The organism is Micromonospora sp. MGP-C2 (assembly GCF_057766525.1).
The window spans coordinates 2,797,642-2,814,832 of sequence record NZ_JBYMEN010000002.1; the positions used below are offsets into that span (position 1 = coordinate 2,797,642).

Annotated in this window: 18 protein-coding genes; 10 read left to right on the forward strand and 8 right to left on the reverse strand. The window is 71.2% G+C overall.

Annotation, left to right across the window (positions count from 1 at the left end):
- Nucleotides 1-24 precede the first annotated feature (24 nt).
- Nucleotides 25-384 carry a histidine triad nucleotide-binding protein gene (locus AC3CF1_RS12420; protein ID WP_088988083.1) on the reverse strand — a complete coding sequence of 120 codons (360 nt, stop codon included), beginning with the start codon at nucleotides 382-384 and terminating at the stop codon, nucleotides 25-27.
- Between the two features lie 96 nt (nucleotides 385-480).
- Here AC3CF1_RS12420 and AC3CF1_RS12425 point away from each other — a divergent pair, with 96 nt between their 5' ends.
- Nucleotides 481-1,242, forward strand: coding sequence for an SDR family NAD(P)-dependent oxidoreductase (locus AC3CF1_RS12425; RefSeq protein ID WP_330465715.1), 762 nt, complete (start codon nucleotides 481-483; stop codon nucleotides 1,240-1,242).
- A gap of 72 nt (nucleotides 1,243-1,314) precedes the next feature.
- Entirely contained in the window at nucleotides 1,315-2,226 is a 912-nt protein-coding gene (ppk2, locus tag AC3CF1_RS12430; protein ID WP_088949692.1) for a polyphosphate kinase 2, read from the forward strand.
- Between the two features lie 20 nt (nucleotides 2,227-2,246).
- Here the strand turns inward: ppk2 and AC3CF1_RS12435 are convergent, their stop codons facing one another.
- The 3 genes from AC3CF1_RS12435 to hrcA form a co-directional block, all read right to left on the reverse strand.
- Nucleotides 2,247-2,981, reverse strand: a complete 735-nt coding sequence (locus tag AC3CF1_RS12435; RefSeq protein ID WP_488450523.1) for a 16S rRNA (uracil(1498)-N(3))-methyltransferase — start codon at nucleotides 2,979-2,981, stop codon at nucleotides 2,247-2,249.
- A gap of 1 nt (nucleotide 2,982) precedes the next feature.
- Complete coding sequence (gene dnaJ / locus AC3CF1_RS12440) at nucleotides 2,983-4,128, reverse strand: molecular chaperone DnaJ (protein WP_172862226.1); 1,146 nt, start codon at nucleotides 4,126-4,128, stop codon at nucleotides 2,983-2,985.
- A 75-nt stretch (nucleotides 4,129-4,203) separates the two neighbouring features.
- On the reverse strand, nucleotides 4,204-5,226 hold the full coding sequence (gene hrcA, locus AC3CF1_RS12445; protein WP_088949695.1) for a heat-inducible transcriptional repressor HrcA: 1,023 nt from the start codon (nucleotides 5,224-5,226) through the stop codon (nucleotides 4,204-4,206).
- A gap of 225 nt (nucleotides 5,227-5,451) precedes the next feature.
- Between hrcA and AC3CF1_RS12450 the strand changes: the two genes are divergently transcribed.
- Nucleotides 5,452-6,048, forward strand: a complete 597-nt coding sequence (locus AC3CF1_RS12450; RefSeq protein ID WP_354983390.1) for a DUF4870 domain-containing protein — start codon at nucleotides 5,452-5,454, stop codon at nucleotides 6,046-6,048.
- Nucleotides 6,049-6,084: 36 nt separating this feature from the next.
- On the opposite strand, the gene hemW is transcribed toward AC3CF1_RS12450, so the two are convergent.
- Nucleotides 6,085-7,308 carry a radical SAM family heme chaperone HemW gene (hemW, locus tag AC3CF1_RS12455; RefSeq protein WP_488450524.1) on the reverse strand — a complete coding sequence of 408 codons (1,224 nt, stop codon included), beginning with the start codon at nucleotides 7,306-7,308 and terminating at the stop codon, nucleotides 6,085-6,087.
- Nucleotides 7,309-7,327: 19 nt separating this feature from the next.
- Between hemW and AC3CF1_RS12460 the strand changes: the two genes are divergently transcribed.
- Nucleotides 7,328-8,137, forward strand: a complete 810-nt coding sequence (locus tag AC3CF1_RS12460) for an enoyl-CoA hydratase-related protein (protein ID WP_488450525.1) — start codon at nucleotides 7,328-7,330, stop codon at nucleotides 8,135-8,137.
- 91 nt (nucleotides 8,138-8,228) lie between these two features.
- Here AC3CF1_RS12460 and AC3CF1_RS12465 read toward each other — a convergent pair whose 3' ends face one another.
- The gene (locus AC3CF1_RS12465; protein ID WP_355160754.1) at nucleotides 8,229-8,993 is read right to left on the reverse strand and encodes an SDR family NAD(P)-dependent oxidoreductase; all 765 of its coding nucleotides are present in this window, start codon (nucleotides 8,991-8,993) and stop codon (nucleotides 8,229-8,231) included.
- Between the two features lie 371 nt (nucleotides 8,994-9,364).
- Between AC3CF1_RS12465 and AC3CF1_RS12470 the strand changes: the two genes are divergently transcribed.
- The 3 genes from AC3CF1_RS12470 to AC3CF1_RS12480 all read left to right on the forward strand — a co-directional run bounded on the left by AC3CF1_RS12470 (nucleotide 9,365) and on the right by AC3CF1_RS12480 (nucleotide 12,738).
- A complete protein-coding gene (locus AC3CF1_RS12470) occupies nucleotides 9,365-10,225 on the forward strand; it encodes a hypothetical protein (protein WP_328371282.1) in 861 nt (286 codons plus the stop codon).
- Between the two features lie 221 nt (nucleotides 10,226-10,446).
- Nucleotides 10,447-11,349, forward strand: a complete 903-nt coding sequence (locus AC3CF1_RS12475) for a phytanoyl-CoA dioxygenase family protein (RefSeq protein ID WP_488450526.1) — start codon at nucleotides 10,447-10,449, stop codon at nucleotides 11,347-11,349.
- Nucleotides 11,350-11,547: 198 nt separating this feature from the next.
- The gene (locus AC3CF1_RS12480; RefSeq protein WP_488450527.1) at nucleotides 11,548-12,738 is read left to right on the forward strand and encodes a low temperature requirement protein A; all 1,191 of its coding nucleotides are present in this window, start codon (nucleotides 11,548-11,550) and stop codon (nucleotides 12,736-12,738) included.
- Nucleotides 12,739-12,770: 32 nt separating this feature from the next.
- On the opposite strand, the gene AC3CF1_RS12485 is transcribed toward AC3CF1_RS12480, so the two are convergent.
- Both AC3CF1_RS12485 and AC3CF1_RS12490 read right to left on the reverse strand, forming a co-directional pair.
- Complete coding sequence (locus AC3CF1_RS12485; RefSeq protein WP_488450528.1) at nucleotides 12,771-13,964, reverse strand: low temperature requirement protein A; 1,194 nt, start codon at nucleotides 13,962-13,964, stop codon at nucleotides 12,771-12,773.
- A gap of 127 nt (nucleotides 13,965-14,091) precedes the next feature.
- The gene (locus tag AC3CF1_RS12490; protein ID WP_088949703.1) at nucleotides 14,092-14,733 is read right to left on the reverse strand and encodes an MOSC domain-containing protein; all 642 of its coding nucleotides are present in this window, start codon (nucleotides 14,731-14,733) and stop codon (nucleotides 14,092-14,094) included.
- A 72-nt stretch (nucleotides 14,734-14,805) separates the two neighbouring features.
- Here AC3CF1_RS12490 and AC3CF1_RS12495 point away from each other — a divergent pair, with 72 nt between their 5' ends.
- From AC3CF1_RS12495 to AC3CF1_RS12505, 3 genes are read left to right on the forward strand one after another with little or no spacing between them, the layout of a single operon-like run.
- Nucleotides 14,806-15,603: an ABC transporter ATP-binding protein gene (locus AC3CF1_RS12495; protein WP_488450529.1), complete on the forward strand. Its 798-nt coding sequence runs from the start codon at nucleotides 14,806-14,808 to the stop codon at nucleotides 15,601-15,603.
- A complete protein-coding gene (locus tag AC3CF1_RS12500; protein ID WP_355160758.1) occupies nucleotides 15,600-16,361 on the forward strand; it encodes an ABC transporter permease in 762 nt (253 codons plus the stop codon). The genes AC3CF1_RS12495 and AC3CF1_RS12500 overlap by 4 nt, the downstream gene beginning before the upstream one ends.
- Before the next feature lie 45 nt (nucleotides 16,362-16,406).
- The gene (locus AC3CF1_RS12505; protein ID WP_488450530.1) at nucleotides 16,407-17,189 is read left to right on the forward strand and encodes a MerR family transcriptional regulator; all 783 of its coding nucleotides are present in this window, start codon (nucleotides 16,407-16,409) and stop codon (nucleotides 17,187-17,189) included.
- The last annotated feature ends 2 nt before the right edge of the window (nucleotides 17,190-17,191 follow it).

Genomic DNA, 17,191 nt, shown 5'->3' on the forward strand with positions numbered 1-17,191 from the left:
GGCTGTCCGGCGCCGGACCTGCGCTCACGCCAGGTCCCGGGCGAGCATCGGGCCGAGCGGCGCGCCACCGAGCAGATGTGCGTGCACGTGGAACACCTCCTGACCGCCGTACGCACCGGTGTTGAACATCAACCGGAAGCCGTCGCCGAGCAGGCCCTCGTCCTCCGCCACCGCGGCGGACGTCGCCAGCACGTCGGCGGCCAGCGCAGGGTCACCCTGGGCGAGCGTGGCGACGTCGGCGTAGTGCTCCTTCGGAATGACCAGGACGTGCACCGGCGCCTTCGGGTCGATGTCGCGGAAGGCGAGCGTGGTGTCGGTCTCCCGGACCACGGTGGCCGGGATCTCCCCGGCGACGATGCGGCAGAACAGGCAGTCGGATCCCATCGGGGCAGTGTAAGGACTAACGGGCCGGGGGCGCCCGGCGCAGCATGCGCCGCCGGCCTGTTCGCAGGAGAGACCGGCTGAGGCAGGATGGCCGGCATGACGGATCGGGCGGTACTCGTGACGGGGGGCTCGCGCGGCATCGGCCGGGCGGTGGCGACGGCGTTCGCGGTCGGTGGCGACCGGGTGGCGATCCACCACCGCGACTCGGCCGACGCGGCCGAACAGCTGCGCGCGCAGTTGCCCGGCACCGGGCACGTGGTGGTCCGCGCGGACCTCACCGACCCGGACGCCGTCCGGGTCATGGTCGACCGGGCCGCCGAGCTGCTCGGCGGGTTGGACGTGCTGGTGAACAACGCCGGGACGTACGGCGACCGGGACGAGCCGCACCCGATCTTCGGCACCTCCTACGAGCAGTGGCAGCAGCGCTGGCGGCGGGTGGTGGAAACCAACCTCACCGGTGCCGGCAACGTCACCTGGTGCGCCGCCCAGCACATGCGCGAACGCGGTGGGCGGATCGTCAACGTCTCGTCCCGTGGCGCGTTCCGGGGCGAGCCGGACCAGCCCGCGTACGGCGCCAGCAAGGCGGGCCTGAACGCGCTGGGTCAGTCGCTCGCCGTGGCGCTCGCGCCGTACGGCATCACTGTCGCCACCGTCGCGCCGGGTTTCGTGGCGACCGACATGACCACCGAGCACCTGCGTGGCGAGCACGGCGCGGCGATCCGGGCGCAGAGCCCGTTCGACCGGGTGGCCGAGCCGGAGGAGATCGCGGCCGCGGTGCACTGGCTGGCCTCGCCGCAGGCCGAGTGGGCCTCCGGCACGATCGTCGACCTCAACGGCGCCTCCTACCTGCGCAGCTGACGGCGGAACAGCCGCCCACATCACCCGGCCAGGGGGTGGTTCGCGGCACGAGGGCGGGTAAGTGTCTGCGACATGGCCGACTCCGCGCTGCTGGATCTCACCGCCGACTACCAGGTGGCCGATGGCCACGACGACGACCCCGTCCTGCTCCGACCCGACGGGACGCCCGTCGAGACCTGGCGGGAGGACTACCCGTACGACGAACGGATGGACCGCGACGAGTACGACCGCGACAAGCGGCTGCTCCAGATCGAGCTGCTCAAGCTCCAGGACTGGATCAAGGAGTCCGGCGAGCGTCTGGTGATCGTCTTCGAGGGTCGGGACGCGGCCGGCAAGGGCGGCACGATCAAACGTTTCATGGAACACCTCAACCCGCGTGGGGCGTCGGTGGTGGCGCTCGCCAAGCCGGACGAGCGGGAGGCCGGCCAGTGGTACTTCCAGCGGTGGATGGCGCACCTGCCGGCGGCCGGTGAGATCGTGCTGTTCGACCGTTCCTGGTACAACAGGGCCGGCGTCGAGCGGGTGATGGGCTTCTGCTCCCGCAAGGAATACCTGGAGTTCCTGCGTCAGGCCCCGGAGCTGGAGCGGATGCTGGTGCGCTCGGGCATCCGGCTGGTCAAGTTCTGGTTCTCCGTCTCGCAGAACGAGCAGCGCACCCGGTTCGCGATCCGCCAGGTCGACCCGGTGCGGCAGTGGAAGCTGTCCCCGATGGACATCGCGTCGCTGGACCGGTGGGACGAGTACACGGAGGCCAAGGAGGCGATGTTCTTCTGGACCGACACCGCCGACGCGCCGTGGACGGTGGTGAAGAGCAATGACAAGAAGCGGGCCCGGCTGGAGGCGATGCGCCACGTGCTGCACCGCTTCGACTACGCGGGCAAGGACCCCGAGGTGGTCGGCACGCCCGACCCACAGATCATCGGGCCGGCCGGGCTGGACCTGACGCCGGAGGAAGAGGTGGTGCCGGTGTTCCCTCGGCCGTAAACGAGCCAGCAGCCGACGGGCTACCAGCGGCCGAGGCGGGTGGCGAGCACGCTGAGCGCCGCCACTCCGGCGGTCGACGTGCGCAGCACCGCCGGCCCGAGCCGCACCGGCCGGCCGCCGGCCTCACGGAATGCGGTCAGCTCGGCCGGGGCGATGCCACCCTCGGGGCCGACCACCAGGACGATCTCACCGGTGGCCGGCAGGTCGGCGGTGGTGAGCCGCTCGTCGGCCTCCTCGTGCAGCACGAACCCGGCGGCGGCACCGGCGATCCGGCGGGCCACAGTGGCTGTCGACTCGTCCGGCGCACCGGCCACCACCGGCAGCCACGGCCGGCGGGCCTGCTTGGCCGCCTCCCGGGCGGTCGCCACCCACTTCTCCCTGGCCCGTATGCCCCGGTCACCGCGCCACTGGGTCACCGAGCGCGACGCCGCCCAGGGCACGATCTCGTCGACGCCGACCTCGGTCATCGCCTGCACGGCCAACTCGCCCCGGTCGCCCTTCGCGATGCCCTGCACGGTGACGATCCGGGGTACGGGCGCGTCCGCGTACCCCCGGGAGGTGATGGTGACCTCCAGGGTGCCCCGGCCGACGACGGTGACCACGGCGGCGGCCGTGCCACCCCGGCCGTCGGCGAGCAGCAGCTCCTCGCCGACGCGCAGCCGCTGCACTGTGGCGGCGTGGTGCCCCTCGGGGCCGTCCAGGGTCAGCGCGTCGCCGGTGGGCAGCGCCTCGACCAGGAACAGCGGCGCGGACACCTCAGGCGTGCCCGTTGAACGCGTCGCGCATCCGGGAGAAGAAGCCGCCCTGCTTGGACAACTCGGCGACCTCCTCACCGCGGGTCTTGGCGAAGTCGCGCAGCATCTTTTCCTGGTCGGGGTCGAGCTTGGTCGGCGTCCGCACGTCCAGGTGCACGTAGAGGTCGCCTCGGCCGGTGCCGCGCAGGTGCGGCACCCCCCGAGCGCGCAGCCGCAGCGTGCTGGCCGGCTGGGTGCCGGCCTTGACGTCGACCGTCTCCTCGCTGTCCAGGGTCTTGATGGTCAGCCGGGTGCCCAGTGCCGCCGCGGTCATCGGCACGGTGACCCGGCAGTGCAGGTCGTCGCCCTTGCGGGAGTAGACGTCGTGCGGCCGCTCGTGGATCTCCACGTAGAGGTCGCCGGCGGTGCCGCCACCCGGGCCGACCTCACCCTGCTGGGCGAGCCGGATCCGCATGCCGTCCTCGACGCCGGCTGGGATCTTGACGGTCAGCGAGCGGCGGGTGCGCACCCGGCCGTCGCCGGCGCAGGTGGGGCAGGGGTGCGGGATGGTCGTGCCGTAGCCCTGGCACACGGTGCACGGCCGGGCGGAGACCACCTGGCCGAGGAAGGTGCGCTGCACCGACTGCACCTCGCCCCGACCGGCACACGCCTCGCAGGTCGCCAGGTGGGTGCCGGCCGCCGTGCCGGCGCCGGAGCAGGTGGTGCACAGCACTGCGGTGTCGACGGTGATCGGGGCCTCGACGCCGAACGCCGTCTCGTGCAGGTCCAGTTCGAGGCGCAGGATCGCGTCGGCGCCCGGCCGGGTACGCGGACGCGGACCACGGGCACCGCCCGCGGCACCGCCGAAGAACGCGTCCATGATGTCCTGGAAACCGACGAACGGGCCGGCACCACCGGGACCTCCGGGGCCTCCGGCACCGCCGCCGCCCGGGGCGAGCGGGTCGCCACCCAGGTCGACGATCTGCCGCTTCCGGTCGTCCGAGAGGACCTCGTACGCGGCGTTGATGTCCTTGAACTTCTCCTGAGCCTCCGGGTCCGGATTGACGTCCGGGTGGAACTGGCGCGCCAGCTTGCGGTAGGCGCGCTTGATCTCGTCATCGGAGGCTTCCCGGCTCACACCGAGAATGCCGTAGTAGTCCCTGGCCACTGCGTTCCGTGTCCTCATGTTCGTCTCGCGTTGTGCCGGTCGGCGGCCGCAGCCGGCCGCATCGGCCCTGACCAATCAGTTCTGGGCCAGCAACTCGCCCACGTAGCGTGCCACGGCGCGAACCGTGGCGATGTTGCCGGGGTAGTCCATCCGCGTGGGCCCCAGCACCCCCAGGCCGCCGACGATCGTGGCGCCCGGGCCGTAGCCGGTGCTGACCACGGAGGCGGCCCGCAGGTTGTCGAACTCGTTCTCGTCGCCGATCAGCACCCGGGTCGTGCTCGGCTCGGTCTCGCCGATGAGCTTGAGCAGCACGACCTCCTCCTCCAACGCCTCGAGGATCGGTCGCAGGGAACCCTGGAAGTCGAGCAGGCCACCCCGGGTGAGGTTGGCGGTGCCGGCCAGGGCGATGCGTTCCTCGTGCCGCTCGACCAGGGTCTCCAGCAGCACAGTGGCGAGCGTGGTCATGGCCGGACGCAGCTTGGGCGACGACTCCTCGACCAGCGCCTGCACCAGCGGCGGCGTGTCGGACAGCCGGGCGCCGGCGAGCTTCTCGTTGACCAGTCGGCGCAGGTCGGTGACGTCGTCGGCGGGCACCGGACCGGGCAGCTCCACCAGACGCTGCTCCACCCGCCCGGTGTCCGCGATCATGACGACCATCAGTCGGGTGGTGGAGATCGGCACCAGCTCCAGGTGACGCACCGAGGAGCGGGCCAGGCTCGGGTACTGCACGACGGCGACCTGCCGGGTGAGCTGGGCGAGCAGGCGCACGGTGCGGTGCACCACGTCGTCGAGGTCGACCGCGCCGACCAGGAAGCGCTCGATGGCCCGGCGTTCGGCCGGGCTGAGCGGCTTGACCCGGGACAACCTGTCGACGAAGAGTCGGTAGCCGCGGTCGGTGGGCACCCGGCCGGCACTGGTGTGCGGCTGCCGGATGTAGCCCTCCTCCTCCAGCACGGCCATGTCGTTGCGGACCGTGGCCGGGGAGACCCCGAGCTGGTGCCGCTCGACCAGCGCCTTACTGCCGACCGGCTCCTGGGTGGAGACGTAGTCTTCGACGATGGCGCGGAGCACGGCGAGTTTCCGGTCGTCGAGACCCATCCTCCGCACCTCCTGTCGCACGTCGGCCGCCGGCGTCCTCGGCCGGCCGGGCCGTCCTGGCACTCGACTGTAACGAGTGCCAGTCTACGTCGGCGTGCCCGCCAGCGCGATGATCAACGGCTGTCCGTCGGTGCGGCCCGCGCCACCCCGCCGGGCCGATCGACCCTCACCGCCGGGCGGTGTCGCGCTGGTGCCGCGTTGCCACGTGCCCCTACGGTGGCATCCATGACTGAACCTCCTCGCCCTCCCGGCGCGGGTGACCCCGGTAACTACCCGCCGGAGCCGCCCACCGCACCACTGTCCGGGGCACCCGGCCCGGGCAGCTATCCCCCGCCCGGTGGCTATCCGCCGCCCACCGGTGACCAACCGCCGTCAGGTGGCTACCCTCCGGCGGGTGGCTATCCCCCGCCCGGCGGCTATCCCCCGCCCGGTGGCGGCTACCCGACCGGCGGCGCCTACGGCGGCCCTGGCGGCTTCGCCAACAACGAGGACAAGACCTGGGCGCTGGTCGCCCACTTCGGCGGCGCCGTCGGCATGATCGTCAGCGGCGGTGTGCTCGGCTGGATCGCCCCGCTGGTGGCGATGCTGGCACGTGGCAGCCAGTCCCCGACGGTGCGGGCACACGCCGTGGCGGCGCTCAACTTCCAGCTCATCTGGTCGATCGTCGGCCTGGTCGGCTGGGTGTTGACCTGCATCCTGATCGGCTTCATCGGGGTCGGCGCGGCCGTCATCCTCGGTCTCGTGTTCGGCATCATCGCCGGAATCAAGGCCAACGAGGGGCAGCTCTACCGCTACCCGCTCTCCGCGAACTTCATCAAGTGATGCCGGGTCGGCCGCTCCCCCGGCCGGCCCGCCCACTCAGGGCAGCAGGTCACGCACTACCGCGTCGGCGAGCAGCCGCCCGCGCAGGGTTAGCACCGCCCGGCCGGCCGCGTACTCGTCGGCGGCCAGCAGGCCGTCGGCCAGGGCCCGCTCGGCGCCCGTCCGGCCGGTGGCGTCGAGCACCGCCAACGGGAGGCCGCTGGCGAGGCGCAGTCGGAGCATCACGTCCTCCATGTGCGCCTCGTCGCCGGTGAGCACCTCCCGGGCCAGGCCGGGAGACGCGCCCGCCGCCAACCGCCGGGCGTACGCAGTGGGGTGTTTGACGTTCCACCAGCGCACCCCGCCGACGTGGCTGTGCGCCCCCGGCCCCAGCCCCCACCAGTCCGCCCCGGTCCAGTAGAGCAGGTTGTGCCGGCAGCGGGCGTCGTCGGTGCGCGCCCAGTTGGAGACCTCGTACCAGGAGAGCCCGGCCGCGTCCAGTGCGGCCTCCGCGGCCAGGTAGCGGTCCGCGGCCACGTCGTCACTGGGGTACGCCAGCTCGCCGCGCCGCATCCGGGCGGCGAGCCGGGTGCCGTCCTCGACGATCAGGGCGTACGCGCTGACGTGGTCCACCCCGGCGGCGACGACCTGCTCCAGCGAGGCGGCGAAGTCCTCGGTGCGCTCCCCCGGGGTGCCGTAGATCAGGTCCAGGTTGACGTGCTCGAACCCGGCGTCGCGTGCCTCCAGGGCGGCGGCGGTGGCCCGACCGGCGCTGTGTTTGCGGTCCAGGATCGCCAGCACTCCCGGGGAGGCCGACTGCATGCCCAGCGAGATGCGGGTGTAGCCGGCGGCCCGCAGCAGCTTCAACGATTCCGGGGTGACCGATTCGGGGTTGGCCTCGGTGGTCACCTCGGCGTCGGCGGCCAGCCCCCAGGTGCGGTCGATGCCGTCGAGGATGCGGGCCAGGTCGTCGGCGGGGAGCAGGGTGGGCGTTCCGCCGCCCACGAAGACGGTGTCGACCCGGGGCGGCGGGCTGTCGCCCAGCACCCGGGCGGCGAGCGCCAGCTCGGCCAGGACGGTGTCGGCGTACCCCTCGCGGCTCGCACCGCCGCCCAACTCGGACGCCGTGTAGGTGTTGAAGTCGCAGTAGCCGCAGCGGCTGGCGCAGAACGGCACGTGGACGTACACGCCGAAGCCGCGCGCGCCGACCGCCGTGGTGGCGGTGGCGGGCAGCGATCCGTCGACGGGGACGGTCTCACCATCTGGAAGGACGCCGGGCATGGCCACTAGTGTGCCCGGCATGACCTCTCCCGACGTCCTCGTGCGGGTCGCCACGGCCCGCGGGGTGACCACCCTCACCCTGGACAGCCCGCACAACCGCAACGCGCTCTCCACCGGCCTCATGACCCAGCTGCTGGCCGGGTTGGGCGACGCGGTCGCCGACGAGACGGTTCGAGCGATCGTGCTCGACCACACCGGCCCGGTCTTCTGCTCGGGCGCCGACCTGAAGGAGACGGCCGCGGCGTACGCCAGCGGCACGGTGCCCGCCGCGATGCTGGGTGACGTGCTCGCGGCGATCTGGGACTGCCCGAAGCCGGTGCTGGCCCGGGTGGGCGGGCCGGCGCGGGCCGGCGGGCTGGGCCTGATCGCCGCCGCCGATCTGGCGGTCTGCGCCGACGAGGCGACGTTCGCGTTCACCGAGGTGCGGATCGGGGTTATCCCGGCGGTGATCTCGGCGACCGTGCTGCCCCGGCTGCACCCGCGCGCCGCCGCCGAGCTCTACCTGACCGGGGACACCTTCGACGGCCGACGGGCCGCCGAGATCGGCCTGGTCACGGCCTCGGTCCCGGCGGACGGGCTGGACGACGCGGTGCTGCGCTACTGCGACTCGCTGGTGCGCGGCGCGCCGGGCGCCCTGGCCGGGGCGAAGGAACTGCTGCGCCGGCCGGGCGCCGCCGAGCTGCGCGGTGATCTGGCCCGGCTGTCCGCCCTCTCGACCGGCTACTTCCTCTCCGACGAGGGGCGCGAGGGGATCATGGCCTTCCGGGAGAAACGACCAGCGGCCTGGGTGCCCGCTCCGGACGGTGGTTCCGGTGATCATGCCGGCTAGGACCGGGGTCGCCGGTGATCATGTTGGCTAGGGCCGGGGACGCTGGGGACGCCGCCTGCTTGATGTGGCGTCCCCGGGCCATTCGGTCCGGTCACCATGCGGTCGCGCCGCCGTCGACCGGGTAGTTCGCCCCGGTGATGTACGACGCCCGGTCGGAGGCCAGGAACACCACCAGTTCGGCGACCTCCTCCGGTTGAGCGAACCGCTTGAGGAGCGTCTTGCCGGTGATGGCGTCCCGAGCCGCCTGGTTGTCACCCAGGTCGCGCTCACTTGCGGGGCTGACGATCGGCCCCGGGCTGACCGCCACCGCGCGGATCCCGTGCGGCGCGCCTTCGAGCGCGAGTTGTCGGGTCAGGCCGATGACGCCGGCGTTGGCGGCGGTGTGGCCGACCATCGGGGGGACGTGACCGGCGATCATGCCGGCCATGGAGGCGGCGTTGATGATGACGCCACCACCACGCCGGACCAGGTGGGGCCAGGCGAACTTGGACACGAAGTACGGAATGTCGAGTTCGCCGGTGATGGTGTACCGCCAGGCCTCGACGGTGAAGTCCGGCATCGGGCCGAAGCGGAGCGCTGCCGCGTTGTTGTAGACCACGTCGAGCCCGCCGTAGGTCGCGGCGGCGTCCTCGACGAACTTCCGCACCTGCTCCGGGTCGGTGAGGTCGACCGGCGCGATGCCGGTCATCTCGCCGCCGGCGCTCCGAACGAGTTCGACCGTCTCGTCGTTTCCGGCGACCTGGATGTCGGCCCCGACGACCTTTGCGCCCTCCCGCGCGAAGATCTGCGCGGCGACGCGCCCCAGGCCTCCGCCGGTGCCGGTGACGAGCACGATCTTGCCGTCGAGCGTTCCCATGGAACTCCTCCTTGCTCCGTGGCAACCCCCGGCCATCTGCGAGAACGGCCGGATGAGCCAGCAATTGACATGTCAATCGGGAGTAAGCGCCTCGGCCTTCCGACCATTCCGGGCACCGTCGGGGCGGTGACACGCACGACAGGTCAGACTGTCGGCACACGCGGTGCCCGCGATCCGCCAGCGGGCCCTGGCGCCGGATGGCTCGATTCTCGCCGGAGCAGGGTGGACCACAGGGCCGTACGGGCAGGTGAGAGCGCGGCCGGAGCGGGAATGCCGCGATCGGAACGGGTCGGCAGAGCCGGCCTGGAACCGTGCGGACGACCCGGAAAGGCCCGCGGGGGACGTACGCTTGTCAGACTGTCGATCTGGGGGTGTGGGTGCGAACTCGGGCAACCGTGGCGGGTGGAGTGGTGCTCATCCTCGTCGCCGTGATCGCGATCTGGCTCGTCGTACGGCAGGTCGGTGACCGCCTCCAGTTGCCGCTGGCGGCCCGGAAGTGCACCGTGCAGGCCGACGGTCGGGTCGCGCTCGACGCCGACCAGATGGCCAACGCGGCGACCATCGCAGCCATCGGGGCACAGCGCGGGATGTCCGAGCGGGCCGTGGTGGTCGCGCTGGCCACCGCCTACCAGGAGTCCGGGCTGCGCAACCTCGCCGACGGCGACCGGGACTCGGTCGGCCTGTTCCAGCAGCGGCCGAGCCAGGGCTGGGGCACCCCGGCCCAGATCCGCGACCCGCGCTACGCGGCCAACCGGTTCTACGCGGCGCTCAAGAAGGTGCGCGGCTGGGAGAAGATGCGCGTCACCGACGCCGCCCAGCGGGTGCAGCGCTCGGCCTTCCCGGAGGCCTACCAGAAGTGGGCCGACGACTCCGAGGTGCTCAGCCGAGCGCTGATGGGCGACGCGACCGGCGCGGTCGCCTGCACCGTCGGGCGCACCCCGGCGATGCACGGCGCGGCGGCGGCCACACAGCTGACCCGCAACCTGGTGCTGGACTGGGGGCTGAAGGGCACCGACCCGACCGACCCCACCGGGTTGGCGGTGACGCCGGACGACCAGCGCGACGGCTGGCGGTACGCGCACTGGCTGGTTTCCCACGCCCAGGACCACGGCGTGAAGCGCGTCCGTTTCGGCGACCTGGAGTGGACCGCCCGGGGCGGCACCTGGGGCCGGGCGGACGGCGAGCAGAGCCCCGCCGGTCAGGTGGTGGCCGAGGTGTTCAACGAGGGTTGACCGACCCGGATCTCTTAACCGGCAGTCACCGCACAATCGGACAAATCTCCGCAAATACCTTTATTGATCACGGTCAAATCACTCTCCGCAGTCCTCTCGCTGCACGGGGTCCCCCTGTGGCCCACCAGCCCCACACGCCCTCCCCGGGGCCAGATCCGTCGCGTTACGATCGGCGGCCTGTGCCAGAAAAGGTTTCACCTCATGGGGAGGGGTACGACGCGGTGTTCGATTACGGCGACCGGACCGGTTACGAACCGATCAGCGACACTGACCGCAAGGAGTTCCACGAGCAGGGCTTCCTCCTGCTGCGCAACGTCCTGACGGAGGACCACCGGGCGGCGCTGGAGGCGGCGGTCGACCGCGTCTACGCGGAGGAGCAGGTGAAGGGCACCACCAAGAAGGACGGCACCCTGCACCTGCTGGGCTTCCTGGAGCGCGACGAGCTCTTCGGCGAGCTGCTGACCCACCCGATCGCCTTCCCGTACATGTGGGGGCTGGCCGGCTGGAACATCTACACGCACCACAACCACCTGGACGTCACGCCGCCGGCCGCCGAGCCGGAGAAGCCGTACTGGGGTTGGCACCAGGACGGGTACCGGCAGAACTCCGACCCGGAGACGATGGACCCGAACCTGCCCCGGCCGATGTTCTCGCTGAAGGTCGCGTACGTGCTGTCGGACCTCTCCGAGACCGGCCGCGGCGCCACCAAGGTCATCCCGGGCAGCCACCTGAAGAACTCGCTGCCCCGGCCGGCGGACCTCACCGTGCAGAACCCCGACCCGGAGGGCACGGTGGAGATCACCGCCAACCCGGGCGACGCCTTCATCTTCGACCGTCGGCAGTGGCACTCGCGGTCGACGAACCTGTCGACCGTCACCCGCAAGATGCTCTTCGTCGGCTACACCTACCGGTGGATCCGTCCGCTGGACGAGCTGCACCCCGACGTGAACGGCGAGTGGTACCGCAACCGCACCCCCGTGCAGCGCCAGCTGATCGGTGAGGGCACCCACACCGCCAACTACTGGGGCATCAACTGGGACGGGTACGTCGACGACGAGATCCCGCTGCGCAAGGAGCTCAAGGACCGCGGTCTGCTCGACCGCAACATCCCCTGGCTCCGCTGACCCACCGCTCGCAGAACGGCCCCCTGCCATCGCCCAGCGGTGGCAGAGGGGCCGTTTTTCGTGTCTGCGGACACGACCCGCTCGGGCCGGCCCCGTTCCCGACCACCGCAGGCCGCACTGTCGGTAGCGTGACGGGTGCGCAGGTCGGGGCGCGGTGCCCCCACCCCAGGGCGCGGGGTGGCACAGGAGGCAGTCGCAGTGACGTCCGCTCCGCTTCCCCGGATCCTCCGCCGCCGGGGTGAGCCGGAATACCCGACCTTCCTGGAGCTCTTCTTCGACCTGGTCTACATCTTCATGTTCTCCCGGCTCGCCGCCAGCCTGGCCGCCGACCTCACCATCCGGGGTGCGCTGCAGACCGCCGTACTCCTGCTGGCCGCCTGGTGGGTCTGGGTGCTGACCGCGTGGCTCACCGACCTGTTCAACCCCCGACTGCCGATCATCCAGGCGACCGTCCTGCTGGTCATGCTCGGCACCCTGCTGATGGCGATCGCCACCCCGTACGCCTTCGGCCGGTACGGGTGGCTCTTCGTCGCGGCGTACTTCGGCATCCACCTGGTCCGTGACGCCGTCCTGATCCCCGGCACCCGGGTGAACCGCCCGATCCAGGCCAGGAGCATCCGGGTCTTCTTCTGGTTCGGCGTCACAGTGGCGCCGTGGGTGGCCGGAGTGTTCGTGGACGAGACGGCTCGGCTGGCGCTCTGGTCGCTCGCGGTGGCGGTCGACCTCGGTTCGGCCCGGTTCGGCTGGCCGACGCCGAGGCTGGGGCGCACCGAACTCGCCAGCCAGATCTTCACCGGGGTGCATCTCTCCGAACGGCACCGGGCGATCTTCATCGTCGCGCTCGGCGAGTTGATCCTGAGCACCGGCATGGGACTGGCCGGCAGCGGGTTCACGGCCGGCCAGGTGGCCACCAGCGCGGTCGCGTTCGTCAGCGCGGTGCTCCTGTTCCAGCTCTACTTCCAGCGGGTCCAGCGGATCCTGGCCCCACCGAGCGTCGCGACGGTGGAACGGGTGCGCCCCGGCACCTCCACCTCGTACAGCCATCTGGTGATGGTGGCCGGGGTGGTGGTGGTCTCGGCCAGCACCCTGACAGTCATTGATCAGCCGTCCGGTCGCGCCCCGGTCGAGCTGATGGCCGCCATCCTCGGCGGACCGGCCCTTTTCCTGCTCGGCAGCGTCCTGTTCGATGCCGTGGTGACCGGCCGGATGCTCTGGTCCCGGGTGCTGGCGATCGTGGTGCTGGCCGCCCTGATGGCACCCGCCACGTTCCTGCTCCCGCCCCTGGCCGCCCTGGTGCTGGCGAACCTGGTCCTGCTGCTCACCCTGGTCGGGGAAGGGCTGGCCGCGCGTGACCGCCGCCGGGCCTTGGTCGCCGCGCCGTCACTCTGAGCGGTCGCCCGGCCTTGGCCGCCCGTGCCGACTCACCGCAGCATCGGCGGTGCCGGCGTACGTGCGTGTAGTCGGGTGCTCACCAGGTTCGCCACGGCGATCAGGAGCAGCACCGCCATGGCGAGCAGCGCGACCAGGACCGGCGGCAGCAGGGGCGCGGTTGGCGCCACGCACGCCAGCAGCACCAGCCCGGCCAGCCGGGACCGCGATATCCGCCCGAACACGGTGAAGTCGAGGACTCCCCGGCCGACCAGGTACAACGCGGGGCCGCCGAGGATCACCGCAGCCCACGAGGGCGGGGTCTCGCCCAACGGGCGGCCCACCACGAGGTGACTGGTGACCGCCGCGCCGACGATTCCGGCCACCATGACCAGATGGGTGGCCGCCGCGGACTGGGTGAGCAGCGCCGGGTTGGTCGACCGGGTGATCGCGTCGGTCAGCAGCTCACCGGCGCGGTAGGTGTAGATCCGCCACATCAACACGACGGTGGTGAACACCACGAGCAGTGCCCACCCTCGCACCAGCGTGTACTCGCTCATGCTGAAGGTCGTTCCGGTCACGAAGATCGAGACACCGAGCGCGACGATGACGAACTGCCGGTACCGCTCAGCCACCCGCGCGCCGACCAGCCGCCAGTCGCGCGGTCGTGAGCGGCCGATCCGCGGCACCGGCCAGCCGAACACGGCTGCGCCGTACTCGACGACGACCGCGAGCGCCCAGATCGCCAACTGTCCCGAACCGCCGACGAGCGCCCCGCCGATCCAGCCGACGCCGGCGATGGCCTCCCAGACCTGGATCCGGATGCTGCGACGCGGCGGTTTCCTGATCGAGACGACCAGGACGTAGTAGGCCGAGGCGCTGAGGTGGATGACCACGTACGTGATCGCGAAGGCCAGCGCGTGATCGTCGTACGCGTCGGGCGCGAGCGCGGCCAACAGCAGGCTGGCCGCCGCCACCCAGATGAACTGCCCCTGCCCCGCCGGGCGGGTCAGGTCGACGCTGTCCGCCGCCCAGACGGTCAGCGCCCAGATCATCGCGAACCCGAGCAGCAGCACCAGCGTCCTGGCGAGGCCGGTCCAGCTGAGGTTCTCGGCCAGGACGGTCGCCAGGGTGACCAGCGCGAAGACGTAGACGAGGTCGAAGAAGAGTTCCAGGAACGCCGGACGCTCCAGACCCGGATCAGGTGGTGAGGCCGCAGCAGCACCGCCGTCCGTCGCCATCGACATCGCGCTCCACCCGGTCCCCCGCCGCATGCCCTCGATGGGGACAATACGGGCAACCGTCCGCCGTCGGTTCCTGTTGACCGTCTATCCCGACCTGGACGGGAGGGCCGCGTGTCGTCGCGGCTCGCGGTCAGCCGCGGGAGGCGAGGCGGCGGCGTGCCTTCTCCCGGATCGGTTCCGGCAGGCCCTCCGCCTCCAGCAGCCGGGGCAGCAGCTCCGGCTCAAGGCTGGTCGCCCGGAACACCTCGCCGATGGTCACGCCGTGCGCGGGCCGCTCCACCACCTCGACCGGGTCACCCGGGCCGACCTCGCCCTCCCGCAGCACGCGCAGATACGCGCCGGGCAGCGCCCGGGCGGTGAAGCGTTTGATCAGATCCGGTACGCCCCAGAACCCGGCGAAGGTGGTGCAGGGCGTACGCGGCTTGGTGACCTGGAGCAGGGCGGAACCGACCTGCCACTGCTCGCCGATCACCGCGCCGGTCACGTCGACCGCGTAGGTGGACAGGTTCTCACCAAAGCCACCCGGTCGTACGGCGCGGCCCAGCTCGGCCGCCCACCAGGCGGCGTCCTCCTCCGCGTAGGCGTAGACCGCCTGGTCAGGACCGCCGTGGTGGGCTCGCTCGCCGATGAAGTCACCGACCACCCCGTCCACGCGGACCTGCACCGGGCCGTCCACCGGCCGCTTGTCGATGCCGCTGCGACCACTCGCGTCGCCGGCCCACTGCGCCTCGGTCACGATGCCGAGGTTCACCGCTGCCACCCTGCCCGTCATGACCGTCAGCCTAGGTGAATTCGCGGTGCGGGCTTGACCTTGACGCTGCGTCAACCCTCCATGCTGGCGGCCATGAGCATCCCGCCAGCAACCGATCAGGTCGAGCCGCCCGTGATACACGTGCGGGGCCTGGAGAAGTCGTTCAAGCAACTGAAGGTGCTGCGCGGTGTGGACATCGACGTGGCGCGCGGCTCCATCTTCGCCCTGCTCGGCTCCAACGGGGCGGGCAAGACCACTGTGGTGAAGATTCTGTCCACGCTGCTCAAGGCCGACGCGGGGACCGCCCGGGTCAACCGCTTCGACGTCGCGACGCAGGCTGCCGAGGTGCGCGAGTCGATCAGTCTCACCGGGCAGTTCGCGGCGGTCGACGAGGTCCTCACCGGGCGGGAGAACCTCGTCCTGGTCGCCCGGCTCAGGCACCGTCCAGCGCCGCGCACGGTCGCGGATGACCTGCTGAGGCGCTTCTCGCTGACCGAGGCGGGCACCCGGAGGGTGGCGACGTACTCCGGTGGCATGCGCCGCCGGCTGGACATCGCGATGAGCCTCATCGGGAACCCACCGGTGATCTTCCTCGACGAGCCGACAACCGGGCTGGACCCGGAGGCGCGCATCGAGGTGTGGCAGGCCGTCAAGGAACTCGCCAAGGGTGGTACGACCGTACTGCTCACCACTCAGTACCTCGAGGAGGCGGAGCACCTCGCCGACCGGCTCGCGATCCTGCACGAGGGCCGGATCATCGTGAACGGCACCCTCGACGAGCTCAAGCAGCTCCTCCCACCCGCAAAAGTCGAGTACGTCGAGAAGCAGCCGAGCCTCGAGGACGTCTTCCTCACCGTCGTCGGCGCCCGCACGAGCAAGGAACAACGATGAACAAGCATTTCGTCGGCGACACCGCCGTACTCCTGGGTCGCTCGCTGCGCCACATCGCCCGCAGCCCGGACACCATCATCACCACCGCGATCATGCCGATCGCCTTCATGCTGCTGTTCGTCTACGTCTTCGGCGGCGCGATCGAGACCGGTTCCGACTCCTACGTCAACTACCTGCTGCCCGGCATCCTGATCATCACGATCGCCTCGGGCATCTCCTACACCGCCTTCCGGCTCTTCCTCGACCTGAAGGGCGGCATCTTCGAACGGTTCCAGTCCATGCCGATCGCCCGCTCCGCCGTGCTGTGGGCGCACGTCCTGACCTCGCTGGTCGCCAACCTGATCTCGATCGTCGTCGTCGTCGGCGTCGCCCTGATCATGGGCTTCCGTACGGGGGCGGGCGTGTCGGGGTGGCTCGCGGTCGCCGGCATCCTCATCCTTTTCACCCTGGCCCTGACCTGGATCGCCGTGATTCCCGGCCTCACCGCGAAGACGCTGGACGGCGCGAGCGCGTTCTCCTATCCGCTCATCTTCCTGCCGTTCGTCAGCTCGGCCTTCGTGCCCACCGGGTCCATGCCCGGCCCGGTACGCGCCTTCGCCGAGCACCAGCCGGTGACCTCCATCGTCAACGCGATCCGGGACCTGTTCGCCCAACAGCCGGTCGGCGCCGACATCTGGATCGCCCTCGCCTGGTGCGCCGGCATCCTCGTCCTCGCCTACCTGTTCGCCAATGTCACCTACCGTCGCACGATCTCCTGAACGGGTGTCGACCAGAGCTGGACGGACTACGGGCAGGATCAGGGCATGCTGACGATCGGCCAACTCGCGGCGTACGCCGGCGTCACGGTGCGGGCGGTGCGGCACTATCACCAGATCGGGCTCCTGCCCGAGCCGGAGCGGGACGCTTCGGGCTACCGGCGGTACGGCGCAACGGCAGTCGTGTCGCTCATCAAGATCCGCACCCTCGCCGACGCCGGCGTGCCACTGTCGCAGATCAGTCGGATGCTCGAAGCCGACGCCTCAGCCTTCGCCGAAGCGATCCGGACCATCGACAACCACCTGCGCGACGAGATCCAACGGCTGGAGACCAGCCGCAGACACATCGCGCAACTCACCGCCGGGGACAGCCTGGCGCTCCCACCGGAGGTCGCCGCCTATCTCGACCGACTCCGGGGCATCGGGGCGTCCCAGCGGATGGTGGAGGCCGAACGGGACGGGTGGATCCTGGTCGCGGCGCGCTGGCCCGACCGCATCGTCGAGTGGATGCCCGGCAAGATCGCCCACCTCGATGATCCGCAGGTCGTCCGGCTCTACCGGGTGCTCTCGGAGATCTTCGACGGTGACGAGGAGGACGACCCGCGGCTGGCGGAGGCCGCCGACATCATGGCCTGCCTGGCAGAGCAGGCGTACGACGCCAGCGAGGTCCTGAACGTCGAGGAGGCCAATGACGATCTTCCACACGACCTGATCGACGCGCTTGCCGTCGAGTCCGACCCGCGGGTGCGGCGGCTGCGGGAGCTGATGCACGAGCGCGGCTGGTCCGGTTGGAACCGGATGGAGCGACTGCCGAAGCCGCCGCCCGACTGACC